14 protein-coding genes are annotated in these 15,412 nt (G+C 73.9%); 8 read left to right on the top strand and 6 right to left on the bottom strand.

The genetic code is table 11. The annotated features are described in order from the left end of the window. Positions 1-8: 8 nt before the first annotated feature. The 4 genes from AB0947_RS23210 to AB0947_RS23195 are packed head-to-tail and all read right to left on the bottom strand — an operon-like array spanning position 9 to position 5,378. Positions 9-263, bottom strand: coding sequence for an acyl carrier protein (locus AB0947_RS23210; RefSeq protein ID WP_366752238.1), 255 nt, complete (start codon positions 261-263; stop codon positions 9-11). Then, the gene (locus AB0947_RS23205) at positions 260-1,960 is read right to left on the bottom strand and encodes an acyl-CoA dehydrogenase (protein WP_366752237.1); all 1,701 of its coding nucleotides are present in this window, start codon (positions 1,958-1,960) and stop codon (positions 260-262) included. The genes AB0947_RS23210 and AB0947_RS23205 overlap by 4 nt, the downstream gene beginning before the upstream one ends. Continuing rightward, the gene (locus tag AB0947_RS23200) at positions 1,957-3,600 is read right to left on the bottom strand and encodes an acyl-CoA dehydrogenase (RefSeq protein ID WP_366752236.1); all 1,644 of its coding nucleotides are present in this window, start codon (positions 3,598-3,600) and stop codon (positions 1,957-1,959) included. Before AB0947_RS23200 ends, AB0947_RS23205 begins: the two co-directional genes overlap by 4 nt. Beyond that, a complete protein-coding gene (locus AB0947_RS23195; protein ID WP_366752235.1) occupies positions 3,597-5,378 on the bottom strand; it encodes a fatty acyl-AMP ligase in 1,782 nt (593 codons plus the stop codon). Before AB0947_RS23195 ends, AB0947_RS23200 begins: the two co-directional genes overlap by 4 nt. A 230-nt stretch (positions 5,379-5,608) precedes the next feature. Here AB0947_RS23195 and AB0947_RS23190 point away from each other — a divergent pair, with 230 nt between their 5' ends. The 6 genes from AB0947_RS23190 to AB0947_RS23165 all read left to right on the top strand — a co-directional run bounded on the left by AB0947_RS23190 (position 5,609) and on the right by AB0947_RS23165 (position 12,280). Further along, the gene (locus tag AB0947_RS23190; protein ID WP_366752234.1) at positions 5,609-6,571 is read left to right on the top strand and encodes an ATP-binding cassette domain-containing protein; all 963 of its coding nucleotides are present in this window, start codon (positions 5,609-5,611) and stop codon (positions 6,569-6,571) included. Next, entirely contained in the window at positions 6,568-7,368 is an 801-nt protein-coding gene (locus AB0947_RS23185) for an ABC transporter permease (protein WP_366752233.1), read from the top strand. The genes AB0947_RS23190 and AB0947_RS23185 overlap by 4 nt, the downstream gene beginning before the upstream one ends. Positions 7,369-7,473: 105 nt before the next feature. Further along, entirely contained in the window at positions 7,474-8,178 is a 705-nt protein-coding gene (locus AB0947_RS23180) for an alpha/beta fold hydrolase (RefSeq protein ID WP_366752232.1), read from the top strand. An 8-nt stretch (positions 8,179-8,186) separates the two neighbouring features. Beyond that, on the top strand, positions 8,187-9,011 hold the full coding sequence (locus tag AB0947_RS23175) for an SDR family oxidoreductase (RefSeq protein WP_366752231.1): 825 nt from the start codon (positions 8,187-8,189) through the stop codon (positions 9,009-9,011). A 92-nt stretch (positions 9,012-9,103) separates the two neighbouring features. Then, the gene (locus AB0947_RS23170) at positions 9,104-11,695 is read left to right on the top strand and encodes a non-ribosomal peptide synthetase (RefSeq protein ID WP_366752346.1); all 2,592 of its coding nucleotides are present in this window, start codon (positions 9,104-9,106) and stop codon (positions 11,693-11,695) included. An 87-nt stretch (positions 11,696-11,782) separates the two neighbouring features. Beyond that, positions 11,783-12,280 (top strand): peptidylprolyl isomerase, encoded by a 498-nt coding sequence (locus tag AB0947_RS23165; RefSeq protein WP_366752230.1) that lies wholly within the window; start codon positions 11,783-11,785, stop codon positions 12,278-12,280. 135 nt (positions 12,281-12,415) lie between these two features. On the opposite strand, the gene AB0947_RS23160 is transcribed toward AB0947_RS23165, so the two are convergent. Next, complete coding sequence (locus AB0947_RS23160; RefSeq protein ID WP_366752229.1) at positions 12,416-13,453, bottom strand: TIGR03571 family LLM class oxidoreductase; 1,038 nt, start codon at positions 13,451-13,453, stop codon at positions 12,416-12,418. Between the two features lie 130 nt (positions 13,454-13,583). Here AB0947_RS23160 and AB0947_RS23155 point away from each other — a divergent pair, with 130 nt between their 5' ends. Beyond that, entirely contained in the window at positions 13,584-14,513 is a 930-nt protein-coding gene (locus tag AB0947_RS23155) for an NADP-dependent oxidoreductase (RefSeq protein ID WP_366752228.1), read from the top strand. 32 nt (positions 14,514-14,545) lie between these two features. Beyond that, positions 14,546-14,914: a nuclear transport factor 2 family protein gene (locus AB0947_RS23150; RefSeq protein ID WP_366752227.1), complete on the top strand. Its 369-nt coding sequence runs from the start codon at positions 14,546-14,548 to the stop codon at positions 14,912-14,914. Between the two features lie 42 nt (positions 14,915-14,956). Here AB0947_RS23150 and AB0947_RS23145 read toward each other — a convergent pair whose 3' ends face one another. Beyond that, entirely contained in the window at positions 14,957-15,367 is a 411-nt protein-coding gene (locus tag AB0947_RS23145; RefSeq protein ID WP_366752226.1) for an alpha/beta hydrolase, read from the bottom strand. Between the last annotated feature and the right edge of the window lie 45 nt (positions 15,368-15,412).

Raw genomic sequence — 15,412 nt, 5'->3', positions numbered from 1 at the left:
CTCCACGGTCAGGCCTTCTCCTCGATGAGGGCGGTGATCGCCACGCCGAGCCGGTCGATGCTGGGGTGGTCCCAGGTCGTCTCGGGCGGCAGTACGAGGCCGAACTCGTCCTCGATGTCGGCGGAGACGGCGAGCGCGGTCAGCGAGTCCAGCCCGTACTCCGACAGGGGCACGGTGGTGTCGATCTCCTCGGGCGTGCGGCGCAGATAGGTCGCCACCCGCCCGGTCAGCCAGGCGCGGACGTCTTGGGTGCCAGAACTCATCGTGTGTTCTCTTCTCGGGGGAGCAGCGGGCGGGCGGCGAGGCCGAAGGAGCGGTGATCGCGGTGCCGGGCGAGGAGTTCGTCGAGGAGCGCGGCCTCGACCGGACCGGGGAGCGGGGAGGGCGTGCGGCTGCGGTGGCCGGCCGCCAGCACCCAGGCGGGGTCGGCCAGGAAGGGGTCGCCGGTGTGGCGCTGGACCTGGAGGCAGCAGATGCGGGTGAGCAGCGTGCTGTACCGGTCGGCCAGGTCGTAGGTGGCGGGAGAGGCGTCGACGCTCCATTCCGACACGGGCAGCGCGGCGCAGGCCCGGGCGAGTCCGCCGAGTTCGGCCAGGTCCGCCTCGCAGGCCGCCCGCAGGGGCCGGGCGGCGCCGTCCCAGGGTCCGTCCAGCGCCGCCGCCAGCGAGGCCGCGAGGGGGTCGCGGCCCCCGGCGTGCAGGGCCAGCCGGTCGTGGCGCAGCGCCGGCAGCTCCGCGTCCAGGGCGAACAGCGTGTCCGGGGCGGGGGCGCCGTCGGTCCACGAGCGTCGGGCGAGCAGCGGGAGCTGGGGCAGCAGGCTCATCTGGCAGGCGGCCCGGGCGATGTGCCCGAAGCCGACCGGCGCCAGGTCGCGCAGCAGCTTCTGGAAGATCGCGCTCGGCCCCTCGCGCAGGTAGAAGTGGGCGCCGAGCAGTTCGGCGAGCCGGTCCACGGCGTCCAGCAGCAGCTTGGACACGGTGTACTTGACCACCGCCGAGTAGACGCTCGCGGACCGCGGCGTCAGGTGCAGGGCGCGGGTGCCGACCGCGCCGACCGCCTCGGCCCGCAGCAGGTCGGCCAGGACACCGGCCAGTACGGAGCGGACGTGCGGGATGCCGATGGCGGGGCCGCCGTACAGGGTGCGGGACGACAGGTGGTCGACGGCGGTGCGCAGGGCGGTGTCCAGGACCCCGGAGGCCATGGCGGGCAGGGTGGTGCGGGTGATCTGGAGGGCCTTCAGGGCGGTCTCCAGTCCGCTGCCTGCCGGTCCGAGGACCGCCGAGCGGGGCACGCGGACGGCGTCGAACTCCAGACCGCCGAGCTGGAGGCCGCGCATGCCGGTGGTGCCGAACCGGGGCAGGTCGCGGATGCCGTCGCCGGGCAGGGCGGTGCGGTCGACCAGCACTAGGGAGTGGCTGCGGGGGCCCGGCCGGGGGTCGGTCCGGGCGAGGACGACCAGGGCCTGTGCCCGGCTGATGTTGGTGACGACCTCCTTGCGCCCGCTCAGCCGCAGGTGGTCGCCGTCGTCCGCCGCGGTGAACTCGGTGCCGGCCATGTCGTTGCCGTGGGCGAGTTCGTGGAACGCCACCGCGACCTTGTGGCCGCCGAGCAGCAGGTCCGCGACCCGCGTGGCCTGTCCGGTGTCCCCGGCGGTCCAGACGTTGACCCCGGCGATGAACGAGCTGGCGCCGTAGCCGAGTCCGAGGACGGGGTCGCGGCGGTAGACGGTGCGCATCACCTCGACGAGATGGTCGGCCCGGGTGAACCGGCCGCCGTACTCGGGCGGCACGAACTCCGCGTTGAGGCCGTAGGCGTCGAGGGCGTGCTCGCCGGCCTTCAGCGTCTGCCCGCGTTCGTCCGCTTCGAGGACCGCGCGGGTCCCGACGGGGTTGGCGGGGTCCGCGGGGTCGCCGAGGAGACGGTCCAGAGCCGCGGTGCGCTCGGGGACGAGAGGGGTCACAGGGCACCGTCCAGGAGGCTGAAGCCGGGGCCGGCCCAGTCGGTGAGGGTCTGGGCCAGCTCGTCGTAGGCCGGGTGGTCCGGCAGGTCGAGGAGGTGGGCGAGGCAGGCGCGCAGCCGGTGGGCGTCCTCGTCGGGGGCCCCGGCGCCGTGGCCGGCCCGGTGGAGGAAGAGGTGGAGGCAGGCGGCGGCCGCGTACAGGCGCTCGTAGCGTTCGGCGAGGGTGAAGGCGGTGCTGGGGAGTCCGCCGCCGACCGGTACGAAGCCGGCGAGGTCGGCCGCCAGTTCGCGGCCGCGTTCCCGCACGGCCTCGGCGAGCGCGGTCAGGCGTGGGTTGCCTCGCGCGCGGATCTCCTCGACGGCCGCGGGCAGGCTCTGTACGACGCTGCATCCGGTGGCCGAGACGAGGGTGAGCCGGGCCGGGTCGAACGGGGCCGGCGGGCCGGCGGGGCCGGCCGCGGCGCGCACTCCCGCGGTGTCGGCGGTGCCCCGCCGCAGCAGCCGCCCCAGCCGGGGCATCTGGGTGAGCAGCGCCGTGCGGTTGACGACCGTGCTGCCGTCGAATACGGCGCAGATGCGGTGGTCGCGCTCCAGCTTGGCGAAGCCGCCGCCGGGCGGCGAGGTGAGGAAGCCGCGGACGCCGAGGACCTCGGCGAGCCGGCCGAGCGTGTTCTGGACGGTGGTGGGCACGTACGCCTTGGCGATGGCGGAGGTGACGGAGAGCTCACCGGGCAGGGCGTGCACCGAGCGGGTGGCCAGGATGCTCACGGCCTCCGCGGTGAGCACGGCGGCGGCGGCCCGGCCGAGTGTCCGGCGGACGTGCGGGAGGGAGGCGAGCGGGCGTCCGTAGAGTGCACGGCCGGTGGTGAAGTCCCGGACGAGCCGCAGGGCGTGGTCGGCGGCGCCCAGCGACAGCCCGACGCAGGCGGTGCGGGTGAGCTGGAGGGACTTCAGGACGATGGTGATGCCGTCGCCGGGCCGGCCGATCAGCGCGTCGGCGGGGACCCGGGCGTCGCGCAGCACGAAGCCGCTGATGTCGGCGCCCCGGATGCCGTGCGTGCGGACCTTGGGGAGCACCTGCCAGGCGTCGGGCGGCAGGTGCGCGCGGTCGACGAGGAAGAGGCTGAAACCGCGGCCGCCGCCGGCGGGGTCGGTGCGGGCGAGCACACAGCCGAACCGGGCCCGGCCGGCGTTGTTGATCAGCCACTTCTCGCCGTCGAGCCGCCAGCCGCCGTTCGCCGTCGCGGTGGCGGCGAGTTCTCCCGCCAGGAGGTCGCTGCCGTGGTCGCGTTCGGTCAGCCCCCAGCACACGGGGTCCCCCGCGCTGACCCGCTCCGCGAGCTTCCGGGTCTGCCGGGGCGAGCCGGCGATCCACACGGGTACGGACCCGAGGAACGTCTTGCCGTGCGCGATGGCCACCGTGAGATCGCGCCGGGCGACGGTCCGGATCAGTCCGACGAGCGCGGGGAAGTCGCTGTCCGGGGTGAGGACGTAGCCGGCGGGCAGCCCGGCGGCGTCGAGCACCGCGACGGCGTCGGCGGGGAACTCCTCGCGGGCGTCCAGCGCTTCCAGCGCCTCGGCGGACCAGGCGCCCGGCGCGTGCCCGGCGAGGAGCCGTTCGAGTGCGGCCGCCCCGATCACCGCACCTCCTCGGGGGCGCGTGCGTCCAGGGCCGCGGTCAGGTGGGGGTCCTCGCTGACCAGCAGGGGGTCGAGGGCGCGTTCCAGATAGCGTGCGCGCATCGCGGAGCGCTCCACCTTGCCGCTGGTGGTACGGCGGATGCCGCCGGGCCTGAGCAGTACGACCGCGGCGACCGGCACGCCGAACTCCCGGGCCACGGTCAGTTTCACGGCCGCGGCCAGCTCGGTCATCCGCGCGGTGCCCCAGTGCCCCCTGATCTCGTGCAGGACGGCGACCGACTCCCGGGGGCCGGTGCCGTCGTCCCATCCGACGGTGAAGGCGGCACCGTGCAGCCCGCGCAGTTCCTCGTGCTGGGCGCGGAGTTCGGCCTCGATGTCCTGCGGGTGGATGTTGCGGCCGTGCAGGACCAGGACGTCCTTGCGGCGGCCGGTGACGAACAGGTCGCCGTCCAGCACTCCGCCGAGGTCGCCGGTGCGCAGGAAGGGGCCCTGTCCGTCGGAGGTGACGGCGCCGAACACGGCCTCGGTGGCCTCGGCGTTGCCCCAGTAGCCGGCGGTCACGCTCGGCCCGCGCAGCCAGATCTCCCCGACGGAGCCGTCGGGCAGCACCTCGCCGGTGTCCGGGTCCACGACGCGGACCTGCGGGCCGATGCTCGTGCCGCAGCCCACCAGGCGCCGGGCGGGAACGCCGGGTGCGGCACGGCGCAGGACGTTGCCCTCCAGCGCGGCCGTGTCCACGCCGGCCACGAGCGGCGGACGGCCGCCGCTGCCGGCGACCAGCAGCGTCGACTCGGCGAGCCCGTACATGGGGACGAGCGCGTCGGACGGGAACCCGGCGGCGGCGAAGCGTGCCGCGAAGCCGGTCACGGTGTCGGCGCGGACCGGTTCGGAGCCGTCGACGGCGGCGTGCACCCGGCTCAGGTCGAGGCCGGCGAGCTGTTCGCCGGTGACCCGGCGCAGGCACAGGTCGTAGCCGAAGTCGGGCGCGGCGGTGCCGTTGACGTCGTAGGCGTCCATCATCACCAGCCACTGGTGCGGGCGGCGCAGGAAGGTCATGGGGTCCATCTGGACGTAGCCGGCGCAGCGCAGGACGCCGGGCAGCATCAGGCCGATCAGGCCCATGTCGTGGTAGAGGGGTATCCAGCCGCCGAGGCGGTGGCCGGGCCGCAGTCCGAGCGAGCGCACCACGGCGTCGACGTTGGTCAGCAGGTCGCGGTGGCGGACCATGACGCCCTTGGGGCTGCCGGTGGAGCCGGAGGTGTACTGGAGCAGCGCGAGGGCGCCGGGGTCGGCGGGCACCCGGGGACGCCAGTCGCCGGGGGCGCCGTCCGTCTCGCCGGTCGCGTGCGGGAGCAGGTGGGTGAGGCCTTCGTCGGCGGCCCACTTCTCCACCTCCGGCAGGCCGCGCCGGTCGCTCAGCACCACGGTGGCCCGCGCGTCCCGGGCGATCCGGGCCAGTCGCCGGCGCTCGTGCCGGTAGCGTCCGGGCAGCGGGCCGGGGACCGCGACCAGCCCGGCGTACAGGCACCCGAAGAACGCGGCGGTGAACTCGGCGCCCGGCGGGTACAGCAGCAGGACCCGGTCGCCGGGCTCCGTACGCCCCGCCAGCCACACCGCGGTCCCGCGGGCCCGTGCGTCCAGTTCCGTGAAGGAGAGGGACTCGTGGTCCCGGGCCTGCGGGTCCCGCACGAAGGTGACCGCATCCCGGTCCGGGGCGTTCCCCGCGCGTTCCCTGAGAACGGACACGAGGTCGGCACCGGACACCAGACCGCCATTCACGCGAAAAGCACCACCCTGATGTTCGGAAAGGTCCACTGACCGTGCCGGCACCCGGAATCACACCGGCCCCCGGCGACTGGAGACTATGCAGATAGGAACTAGGGAAATCACTAGTCTCCGCCGCACGTGACCCGGCATCACCTGCAGGTTGCACCTTCCGGAAGGAACCTGCTACGTTCCGGCCGCACCACGTTTCTGCACGCAAGGACCAGAAAACGAGTGGGTCTCCCGTGAATCCCAAAGAAGACGGGCCGACGGTTGTCGTCGAGGGAATACAAAGAAGGCTTAAAGACATCTGGGCTTTACGGGACGTCAGCCTTCACATATCCGCGGGCGAAATCCTCGCCCTGCTCGGCCCCAACGGAGCCGGCAAGACGACCCTCGTCCGTATCCTCAGCACCCTGCTGCGCCCCGACGCCGGCCACGCGAGAGTGGCCGGCTGGGACGTCGTGGCGCACCCCGCGCGGGTGCGTGCCGCGACCGGGCTGGCCGGGCAGTACTCGAGCGTCGACGGCTTGCTGACGGGGGCCGAGAACCTGTCCCTGGTCGCCCGGCTGCGCGGCATGGACCGGCGCGCGGCCCGGCGGACGGCCGGGGAGCTGCTCGACCGGTTCCGGCTCGCGGACAGCGCCGGCCGGCTGGTGAACACGTACTCCGGCGGTATGCGCCGGCGGCTGGACCTCGCCGCCTCCCTGGTGGCCTCCCCCCCGCTGATCATCCTGGACGAGCCGACGACCGGGCTGGACCCCGAGAGCAGGCTCGACACCTGGGACGCGGTCGGCGAACTGGCGGCGGGCGGCACCACCGTGCTGCTCACCACCCAGTACCTGGAGGAGGCCGACCGGCTCGCGGACCGGATCACGGTGATCGACCACGGCAGGGTCGTGGCGGCCGGGACCAGCGACACGCTGAAGTCCGCCGCCGGGAGCCGGCTCGTCATCGTGGTCGCCGAGGACCACGAGGTGCCGGCGGCCGTACGGGCCGCGGCCGCCTGCGGTGGCCCGCCCTCGGTCGACCGCCGCTCCCGCCGGGTCGAGACGGCCGTCACGGGCGGGCAGTCCGCCCTGGCGCGGGCCCTGTCCGTCCTCGCGGACGAGGGGGTGGAGGCGCTGGAGGTGGGGCTGGGCCGTGCCACGCTCGACGACGTGTTCCTGGCCCTGACCGCCCGGCGCGACCCGGCGGTCACGCGGTGAACGCGCTGATCCGCGTCGGCCGCGAGGGCACCGACCTCGCCTGGCGCAACCTCCTCCATCTGCGCCGCACCCCGACCGCCCTGATGGGCAACCTGGTCGAGCCGGTCATGTTCGCGCTGCTCATCGGGTACGTCTTCGGCAACAGCCTGGGCGGGGCGGCGTACCGCGAGTACATGGTGGCGGGGCTGCTCGCGCAGACGGTGACCTTCAGCACCGCCGTCACGGCCCTCGGGCTGGCCAAGGACCTCCAGGAGGGCATGGTCGACCGGTTCCGGGCGCTGCCCATCTCCCGCGCGTCCCTGCTGCTCGGCCGGACCGTCGCCGACCTCGCCACGTGCTTCGCCGGCGTGCTGGTGACCTCCCTGTGCGGGCTCGCGCTGGGCTGGCGGCCGCACAGCGGGGTGCCGCACGCCCTGGCGGGCTACGCGCTGCTCGACCTCTTCGCCTTCGCCATGTCCTGGGTGGGTGCCTTCATCGGCGTCGTCGCGCCCAACGTCCAGGTCGCCGCGAGCCTCGGTCTGGTCTGGATGTTCCCGGCGAGCTTCGTCTCCTCCGGTTACGTCTCGACCGCCAGCCTGCCGGGACCGCTGGCCGCGGTCGCCGCGTGGAGTCCCATCACGGCGCTGTCGAACGCGCTGCGGGAGCAGTTCGGCACCCCCGTCCCGGCCGGGTTCTCCCGGCCGCACGGCTGGCCCGTGGACCACCCCGCCCCCTATCTGCTGCTGTGGTCCGCCGCGCTGATCGCGGTCTTCACGACCCTGGCGACCTCACGCTTTCGCAACAAGACGAGAGCGTGACGGTCATCCGCGGCCGACTCTCCGGTGAATTCCACGTTAATTCCACCCCTCAATTCCGCACGCCTCCTGCCCCGTCCGACCCGCCACTTCGGAAAGCGATCCACCGTGCCCCCAGAAGACCGACGCCCCACACTCGTCTGCCTGCCGTTCGCCGGAGCGGGCGCCTCCTTCTTCCGTCCCTGGTCGCAGTTGAACGACTCGCTGGAAATACTTCCGCTGCAACTTCCCGGACGCGAGCGCCTCATCGACGTTGCCCCCTACCGGGAAGCCGGAGAAGCGACCGAAGGGCTTTTCCGGGCCCTGGTCGAGCAGCTCGGCGAGACACGCCGGCTGGCTCTTTTCGGCCACAGTCTCGGCGCGGTCCTCGCCTACGAACTCGCCCACCGCGTGGCCGCCGCACCGGATCTGGAGCTCCTGCGGCTGTTCGTCAGCGGCTCCCCCGAGCCCGGCACCCAGCGGCCGCGCCGGGCGACCGGGCTGCCCGACGACGCGTTCCTGGCCCGGGTCGGCGAGTTCGCCGGTTACAGCCACGAGGCGCTGGACGACCCGGAGATGCGGGAGATGATCCTGCCGACCCTGCGGGCCGACGTCGAACTGCACGAGAGCTACACGCCGAGCACGCACCGGCCGCTGGACGCCCCCGTCACCTCGATCCGCGGCACCGAGGACACCCTGGTCGGCTCCGACGACGCCGCCGGCTGGGCCAAGGTGGCCGGCCGGGACTTCGAGTACGTCGAGATCCCCGGCGGCCACATGTACCTGACCGACCGCGCGCCGGCCCTGCTGCGGCTCATCGCCGGCAGTCTCTGAGGAGCGCCATGCGTCTGACCGGCAAGACCGCCGTCATCACCGGGGCCGCCCGCGGGCTCGGCCGGGCCACCGCGCTGGCCTGCGCCAGGGAGGGCGCCGACCTGGTCCTGCTCGACATCTGCGCCGACCTGCCCGGCGTGCCCTATCCGCTGGGCAGTCCCGGACAGCTCGAACACACCGCGGCCCTGTGCCGCGCCGAGGGCTCCGCCGTCCTGACGTACGCCGCCGACATCCGGGACACGGACGCGGTACGGAGGGCGGTGGCGGCCGCGCACGAACGGTTCGGCCGGATCGACGTCGTGGTCAACAACGCGGGTATCGCGGCACCGTCCGGCAAGCGGGTCGACGAGATCAGCGAGGAGGAGTGGGCGCTGATGATCGACGTCGACCTCTCCGGGGCCTGGCGGGTGATCCGCGAGACCGGCCGGGCCCTGTGCGCGCAGCGCTCGGGCAGCATCGTCAACGTCGCCTCCACCGCCGGGCTGGTCGGCTACCGGCACTTCGCCGGGTACGTCGCGGCCAAGCACGGCCTCATCGGCCTCACCAAGGCCGCCGCGCTGGACTACGCGCCGATGAAGGTGCGGGTCAACGCCGTCTGCCCCGGTTCGGTCCGGGACGAGGCGTCGGCCGAGGGCCGCATGCTCGCCGAGATCGCCCGGGCGCTGGACGTCGCGCCCGGCGAGCACGAGCAGGCGTTCACGGAGGCGCAGCCCATGAACGCGCTGATCGAACCGGAGGACGTCGCCGCCGCCGTCGTCCACCTCGCCTCCGACGACACCCGGCAGGTGACCGGGTCCGTGCTCACCGTCGACGGCGGCTTCACCGCCCGCTGAGGCAGAAGGGACTTGCCGTGCAAGGCAACAGGGACTCAGGGCCCGGGACGGGGGCGCGGTGCCACGCCGTCCTGGTCCCGATCGACGAACCGGTGGACACCTCCGCGCTCGGCGCGCGGCTGGCCGGCGTCCACGGCACCCGGCTGTGGGTGGAGGACCTGCCCGTGCCCTCCACCGGTCCTCTGGCGGAGCGCCGCCGCTCGCTGGAACTGGGCAGGGCCGCCGACACCGTACGCGGGGTGCTGCTGCGCTGGTCGGACGGCGTCGCCGAACTGGTCCTGGTGGCGCGGCGGGATCTGCTCGACCGCGCGGCACTGCTGCGGCTGTCCACCGGGGCGGACCCCGGGCAGCCCGCCCAGCCCCCGCCGGCGGACGTGGCCGTGGCCGTCTCCGGCCCCCCGTGGGGCCTGGGCGAGGAGGGTCCGGCGGATCCGGCGGCCTTCCGCATCGCCCTCACCGGCGACGCGCCCGGCGACGAGCGCGGCTGGCTGACCGCGCTCGCCGTCACCCTGCACCACTACGACCCCGGGCAGGCCCCGGTGATCGGTACGCTCCGGGGCGCGGTGACCGCGTCCCCGGACGGACCGCTGCGTTCCGTGGAGACCCTGCCGACGGACCGGCCCGCCTTCGCGGGGCTGCTGTTCGACGACGCGCCGGGCCCGGGGACGTACGTGCCGTGCCTGGCGCCGCCGTTCCCGCTGACCGTGTCGGTCTTCGAGGACGGCGGCGGCCGGTGGCTGCGCTGTGATCACCTGCCCGGCCGCGTCGCCCCCCGGATGGCGCGGCAGTTCGTCCGGCATCTGGCCGAGGTGCACCGGCAGGTGCTGCGCGCCCCGGACCTGACGGTGGCGCGGACGGAGCTGCTGGACGAGGCGGAACGGGCCAGGGTGGTCGCGCTGGGGCGCCCGGCCGCCGGTCTGGTCACCACCGCGCGGACGCTGCACGCGGCGTTCCGCCGGATCGCGGCCGCGGCCCCGGACGCGGAGGCCGTCTGCGACGGGACCGTGCGGCTGACCTACCGCCGGCTGGACGAGCGCTCGGACCGGCTGGCGTCCGGGCTGCGGGCACGCGGTGTACGGGACGGCGACCGGGTCGGGGTGTGCCTGGGGCGCACGGCCGACCTCGTGGTGACCCTGCTCGGCGTGCTCAAGGCGGGTGCCGCCTACGTGCCGGCCGACCCGGCCTACCCCGCCGAGCGGCTGCTGCACACCGTGCGGGACGCGGGCCTCGGTGTCGTCGTCACCGACCTCGCGGAGTTCCCCGCGGGTTCCGGGGCCGAGGCCGTCTCCCCGGACGAGCTGGTGGCGGCCGGCGAGGGCGGGGCGCCGCGGTCGGCGGTGACGCCGGACGATCCGGCGTACGTCATCTACACCTCGGGGTCCACGGGCCGGCCCAAGGGGGTCGTGGTCCCGCACCGCAGCCCCGTGGCGCTGCTCGACGCCACCCGTGAGGGGTTCGCGCTGGGCCCGTCGGACGTGTGGACGTTCTTCCACTCCGCCGCGTTCGACTTCTCCGTCTGGGAGATCTGGGGCGCCCTGCTGACCGGCGGCCGGATCGTCGTCGTCCCGTACGACGTCTCCCGGGAGCCGGACCGGTTCCGTGACCTGCTGGCGGCGGAGGGCGTCACCGTGCTCAGCCAGACGCCCTCCGCCTTCGCCCAGCTGCTGGACGTGGACCACACGGACCTGGCCGTCCGGCTCGTGGTCCTCGGCGGGGAACCGCTGGACGCGCGGATGCTGCTGCCGTGGTTCGACCGGCACCCGGAGTCCCGCTGCCGGGTGGTCAACATGTTCGGGATCACCGAGACGACCGTCCACGTCACCGCGCAGCCCCTCACCCGCCGGCTGGCCCTGGCCGCCACCCGTTCCGTCGGCACGGCGCTGCCCGGCTGGCACCTGTACGTGACCGGCCCGGACGGACGGCTGCTGCCGCCGGGGGTCGCCGGCGAGATCCGCGTCGGCGGCGCCGGGGTCGCCCTGGGCTACCTGGGCCAGGAGGAGCTGACCGCCCGGAGGTTCGTGCCCGACCCGTTCACCGGGGGCAGGATGTACCTCAGCGGCGACCTCGGGCGGTTGCGGCCGGACGGCACCCTGGACCACCTCGGCCGGCTGGACAACCAGGTCAAGGTGCGCGGTTTCCGGATCGAGCTGGACGAGATCCGCTCGGTGCTCCTGGAGGACCCGGGGGTCCGGGCAGCCGCCGTGGTGGTCCGCCGCGACGACCCGGCCGACGCGGCCACCGCGCGGATCGACGCGTACGTGGTGCTCACCGAGGACGGCGACACCTCCGCCCTCCAGGCGCGCGCCGCCGGCGTACTGCCCGCGTACATGGTGCCGGCGACGGTGACGGCGCTGCCCGCGCTGCCGCTGACCGCGAACGGCAAGCTCGACGCGTCCCGCCTGCCGGAGCCCGTCCTGACGCGGTCCGCCCGGCCGGACGCCCCGCCGCCGGCCGACGAGGGCCTCGCCGCCCGGCTGAGCGCGGTGTGGAGCAAGGTGCTGGGCGTGCCCGTCGGCCCCGACGACGACTTCTTCGAGCTCGGCGGCAACTCGCTGTTCGCCATCCGCATCGGCACGGCGATGCGCGCGGAGGGGCTGCCCGCCGTACGGCTGAGGGACCTGTACCGCCGGCCGACCGTCAGGGCGTTGCTCACGGAACTGGCCGCCGGGGAGGGGTCCGGCTGATCCGGGCCCGCCGGGTCCCCCCGGCGGAACGGCCGGAGGGGGACCCGCCTGTGCGAGCGGTGCCCGGTGGAATGTCAGGATAGGGGCATGACGACCAAGGTCTACTTCGATATCACCATCAACGACGAGCCCGCCGGGCGGATCGTCTTCAACCTGTTCGACGACGTGGTTCCCAAGACGGCGGAGAACTTCCGCGCCCTGGCGACCGGCGAGAAGGGCTTCGGTTACGCGGGCTCCTCGTTCCACCGTGTCATCCCCGCCTTCATGCTCCAGGGCGGTGACTTCACCCGGGGCGACGGCACCGGCGGCAAGAGCATCTACGGCGAGAAGTTCGCCGACGAGAACTTCACCCTCAAGCACGACCGGCCGGGCCTGCTGTCCATGGCCAACGCGGGCCCGAACACCAACGGCTCGCAGTTCTTCGTCACGACCATCGTGACCGACTGGCTCGACGGCAAGCACGTGGTGTTCGGCGAGGTGGCCGACACCCAGAGCATGGAGCTCGTCAAGCGGATCGAGTCCCTCGGCTCCTCCAGCGGCCGTACCTCCGCGAAGATCACCATCGCCGAGTCCGGCCAGCTCTGACCCGTCCGCCGCCGGGGTTGCCGAGGGTCGCTCACGCGACACGTCCTCGGCGGCCCCGGCGGGCCCGTATCCGCGCGTGCCGGGCGCCGAGCGGGGTCGGCGCGACCCCGGGAACCCCGGGAAACGGGACCGGCCTCAGAGCGCGGTGACGGGGTCCGCGTCCGCAGCGGGCGCCACGCCGGGGGCCGGGAAGTGCGGCAGCACCGTTTCAGCGAGTTCCCGCAGGACCTCCTCGACGGGACGGTCGCCGGGGCGCAGGTTGAAGGAGACGTGGCCGACCCCGAGGCCGCCCATCTCCCGCAGGTGCTCGATCAGGGCCTCGCGCCCGGTGCGCAGCCCGAGCCGGATCGCCGTCGCGGCGACCGCCGGGTCCTCGGTGAGGTCCAGTTGCATGGGGGTCAGGTACGGCTTGGGGGCCCCGGCGGTGAGCTGCCGCCACTCGCGGGTCTTCAGCCGCAGGGCTCCCAGGGGGCGGGGGTAGTTGAGGGAGGCGTCGGCGTTCCGCGCGATCCATTCCGCGGACTGCTGCGCATGACCCGCGATGGCGACCGGAACGGAGCGGCCCGTCGGCTTGGGCAGCACCTCCAGACGGCGCTCCGCGCCGAGTCCGAGGTCCGGCAGGCTCATGCCCTGCCCGCCCGCACGGGTGGCCCAGGCCTCGCGGAGGATTTCCACGCCTTGGCGGAACGCGGCGCCGCGGGCCTCGAAGTCCTCGCCGAACAAGGGGTACTCCACCGGCCGGTCGCCGCTGGCCAGCCCGAGGACGAACCGGCCGCCGGACAGGACGTCCACGGTGGCCGCCGCCTTCGCGACGAGCAGCGGCTGCCTCAGCGGCAGCACGATGGCTCCGGTGCCGAGCACGGCCCGCTCGGTGACGGCCGCGAGATTACCCAGATGGGTGAACGCCTCGAAGACGGAGCCGGCGTCGCCGAACTGCTCGGGGTCGTACAGGGGCACGTCCCGCACCCACAGGGCCGCGAAGCCCAGGGTGTCGGCGAGGCGCGCCAGTTCGGTGTGACGGGTCAGGTCGGGGACGCCGAAGGGACGGCCGGCCGCCCGGTCGGCGCGCAGACGGGTGTGGCCCCAGTCATTGTCGAGGGGGAGTTCGAGACCCAGGGTCGGCAGGCCGGCGGGGTTCACGAGCCGCTCGAGTGCGGTGGGAGTGGGAGACATCAGATGGTCACCTAGTTGCATACGCTCGATACTAGCTAACGCAGCATACCTGCGATTGCAATATACGCTGTGTGCAAGTATCGTACGACGCCTCGATCGCTGTCGCCGCCTGAAGGGAACACGTCCGTTCATGAAAGCCATGGCACTGCGCCGGTACGGTCGTAGCGAAGACCTCGAATGGATGGAGCTGCCGGACCCGAAAGTGGCACCCGGCGAGGTCCTCGTCCGCGTGAAGGCGGCCGGGGTCAACCCGGTCGACTGGAAGCTGGCCGAAGGCCGGCTCGACGCCGTCATGGAGACGGGCTTCCCGCTGGTTCCCGGCTGGGACGTGGCCGGGGTCGTGGAGCGAGTGGGTTTCGACGTCACCGAGTTCGCCCCCGGCGACGAGGTCTTCGGCTACGTCCGCAAGGACTGGGCCCAGCTCGGCGCCTACGCCGAGCTGGTCTCCGCGCACGTACGCCTGCTGGCCCCCAAGCCCGCCTCGCTCACCTGGGAGGAGGCGGCGGGCGTCCCCCTCGCGGGGCTCACCGCCTACCAGGCCGTCCGGCGGGTCGGCCTCCAGCCGCACGAGACCGTGCTCGTGCACGGCGCGGCCGGGGGTGTCGGCTCGTTCGGGGTCCAGATCGCCACCGCCCTCGGGGCCCGGGTCGTCGCGACGGCGAGCGAGCGCAACCACGAGTTCGTCCGCTCCCTGGGCGCCGTCCCCGTGGCCTACGGGCCCGGTCTGCGTGAGCGTGTCCGTGAGCTGGCCCCCCAAGGGGTGGACGCCGCCGTGGACTTCGCCGGGCACGACGCGGTGGACGTCTCGCTCGACCTGCTCGACGACCCCGGCCGGCTGGCCTCCGTCGTCGATCCGGAAGCCGCCGCCAAGGGCGGGCACTACGTGTGGGTGCGGCCGGACCGGACCGATCTCGACGCCCTCGCCGCCCTGGCCGACGAGAGCCGGCTGACCGTCCATGTCGACCGTGTCCTGCCCCTGCCCGAAGCGGCGGAAGCGTGGCGCGTCAGCCAGGGCGGTCACACCAGGGGAAAGCTCGTCCTGTCGGTCCCCGGGCGCTGAACGGCCCCTGCCCCTGTGCGAAGGAGCACGTCATGACACCACCCACCCCATCGGTTCACCGTCGTCCGCAGGAGGTGTTCGCCGACCACGGTGCGCGTCTGGGCACGGGGGATCTCGACCGCGTCGCCGCCAACTACGCCGAGGACGCCGTCTTCATCACACCGTCCGCCACCCTGCACGGCCGCGAAGGGGTCAAGGAGGCGCTCGGCAAGCTGCTGGCGGATCTCCCGGACGCCGACTGGGAACTGAAGCCGCGGTTCGCCGGTGACGTCCTGTTCCTCGAATGGACGGCGGCCAGCCCGGCCGGGCGCCGCGTGGAGGACGGCGTCGACACCTTCGTCTTCCGCGACGGGCTCATCCAGGCGCAGACCGTCCGCTACACACTCCTCACCGATCACTGACCGGCCCGCGCTCCACGCCCGGCGTTCGCGGCGCGGCGCCGCTCAGCGCAGGAACGCCAGCACGTCCCGCGCGAACTCCACGTGGTGCTGGAAGAGGAAGCCGTGGCCCGAGTCCGGGTACGTCTTCAGCCGCGCGTTCGGCAGCAGCCCCGCCAGCAGGCGGGACGTCCGCGGGGGCACCACCAGGTCGCTGTCGCCGCCGGCCACGAACACGGGGTGGTCGACAGCCGCGAGCCGCTGGAGGGCCGCGGGGTCGGGTACGCCCCACTCCACGACGGCCTCGTACTGCGCCGCCAGGACCGCAGCGGTGACCGGCAGGTCCCGGCCTCGCTCGCGTTCCAGCCAGCGGCCGATGAACTCCAGGCCGCTGCGCTGGCTCGTGCCGGTGTGGCCGAAGAAGACGTAGAGGTAGTCCTGTACGCCGAACCGCTCGAAGCCGGCGTGGGCCAGCACGTCGTCCGGGGTAACCGTGGATCCCGGGGCCTCCCCGGGGGGCGG

The organism is Streptomyces sp. NPDC047841 (genome assembly GCF_040704085.1).
Lineage (GTDB): Bacteria > Actinomycetota > Actinomycetes > Streptomycetales > Streptomycetaceae > Streptomyces > Streptomyces argyrophylli.
This window is presented reverse-complemented; position numbering and strand designations above follow the sequence as displayed.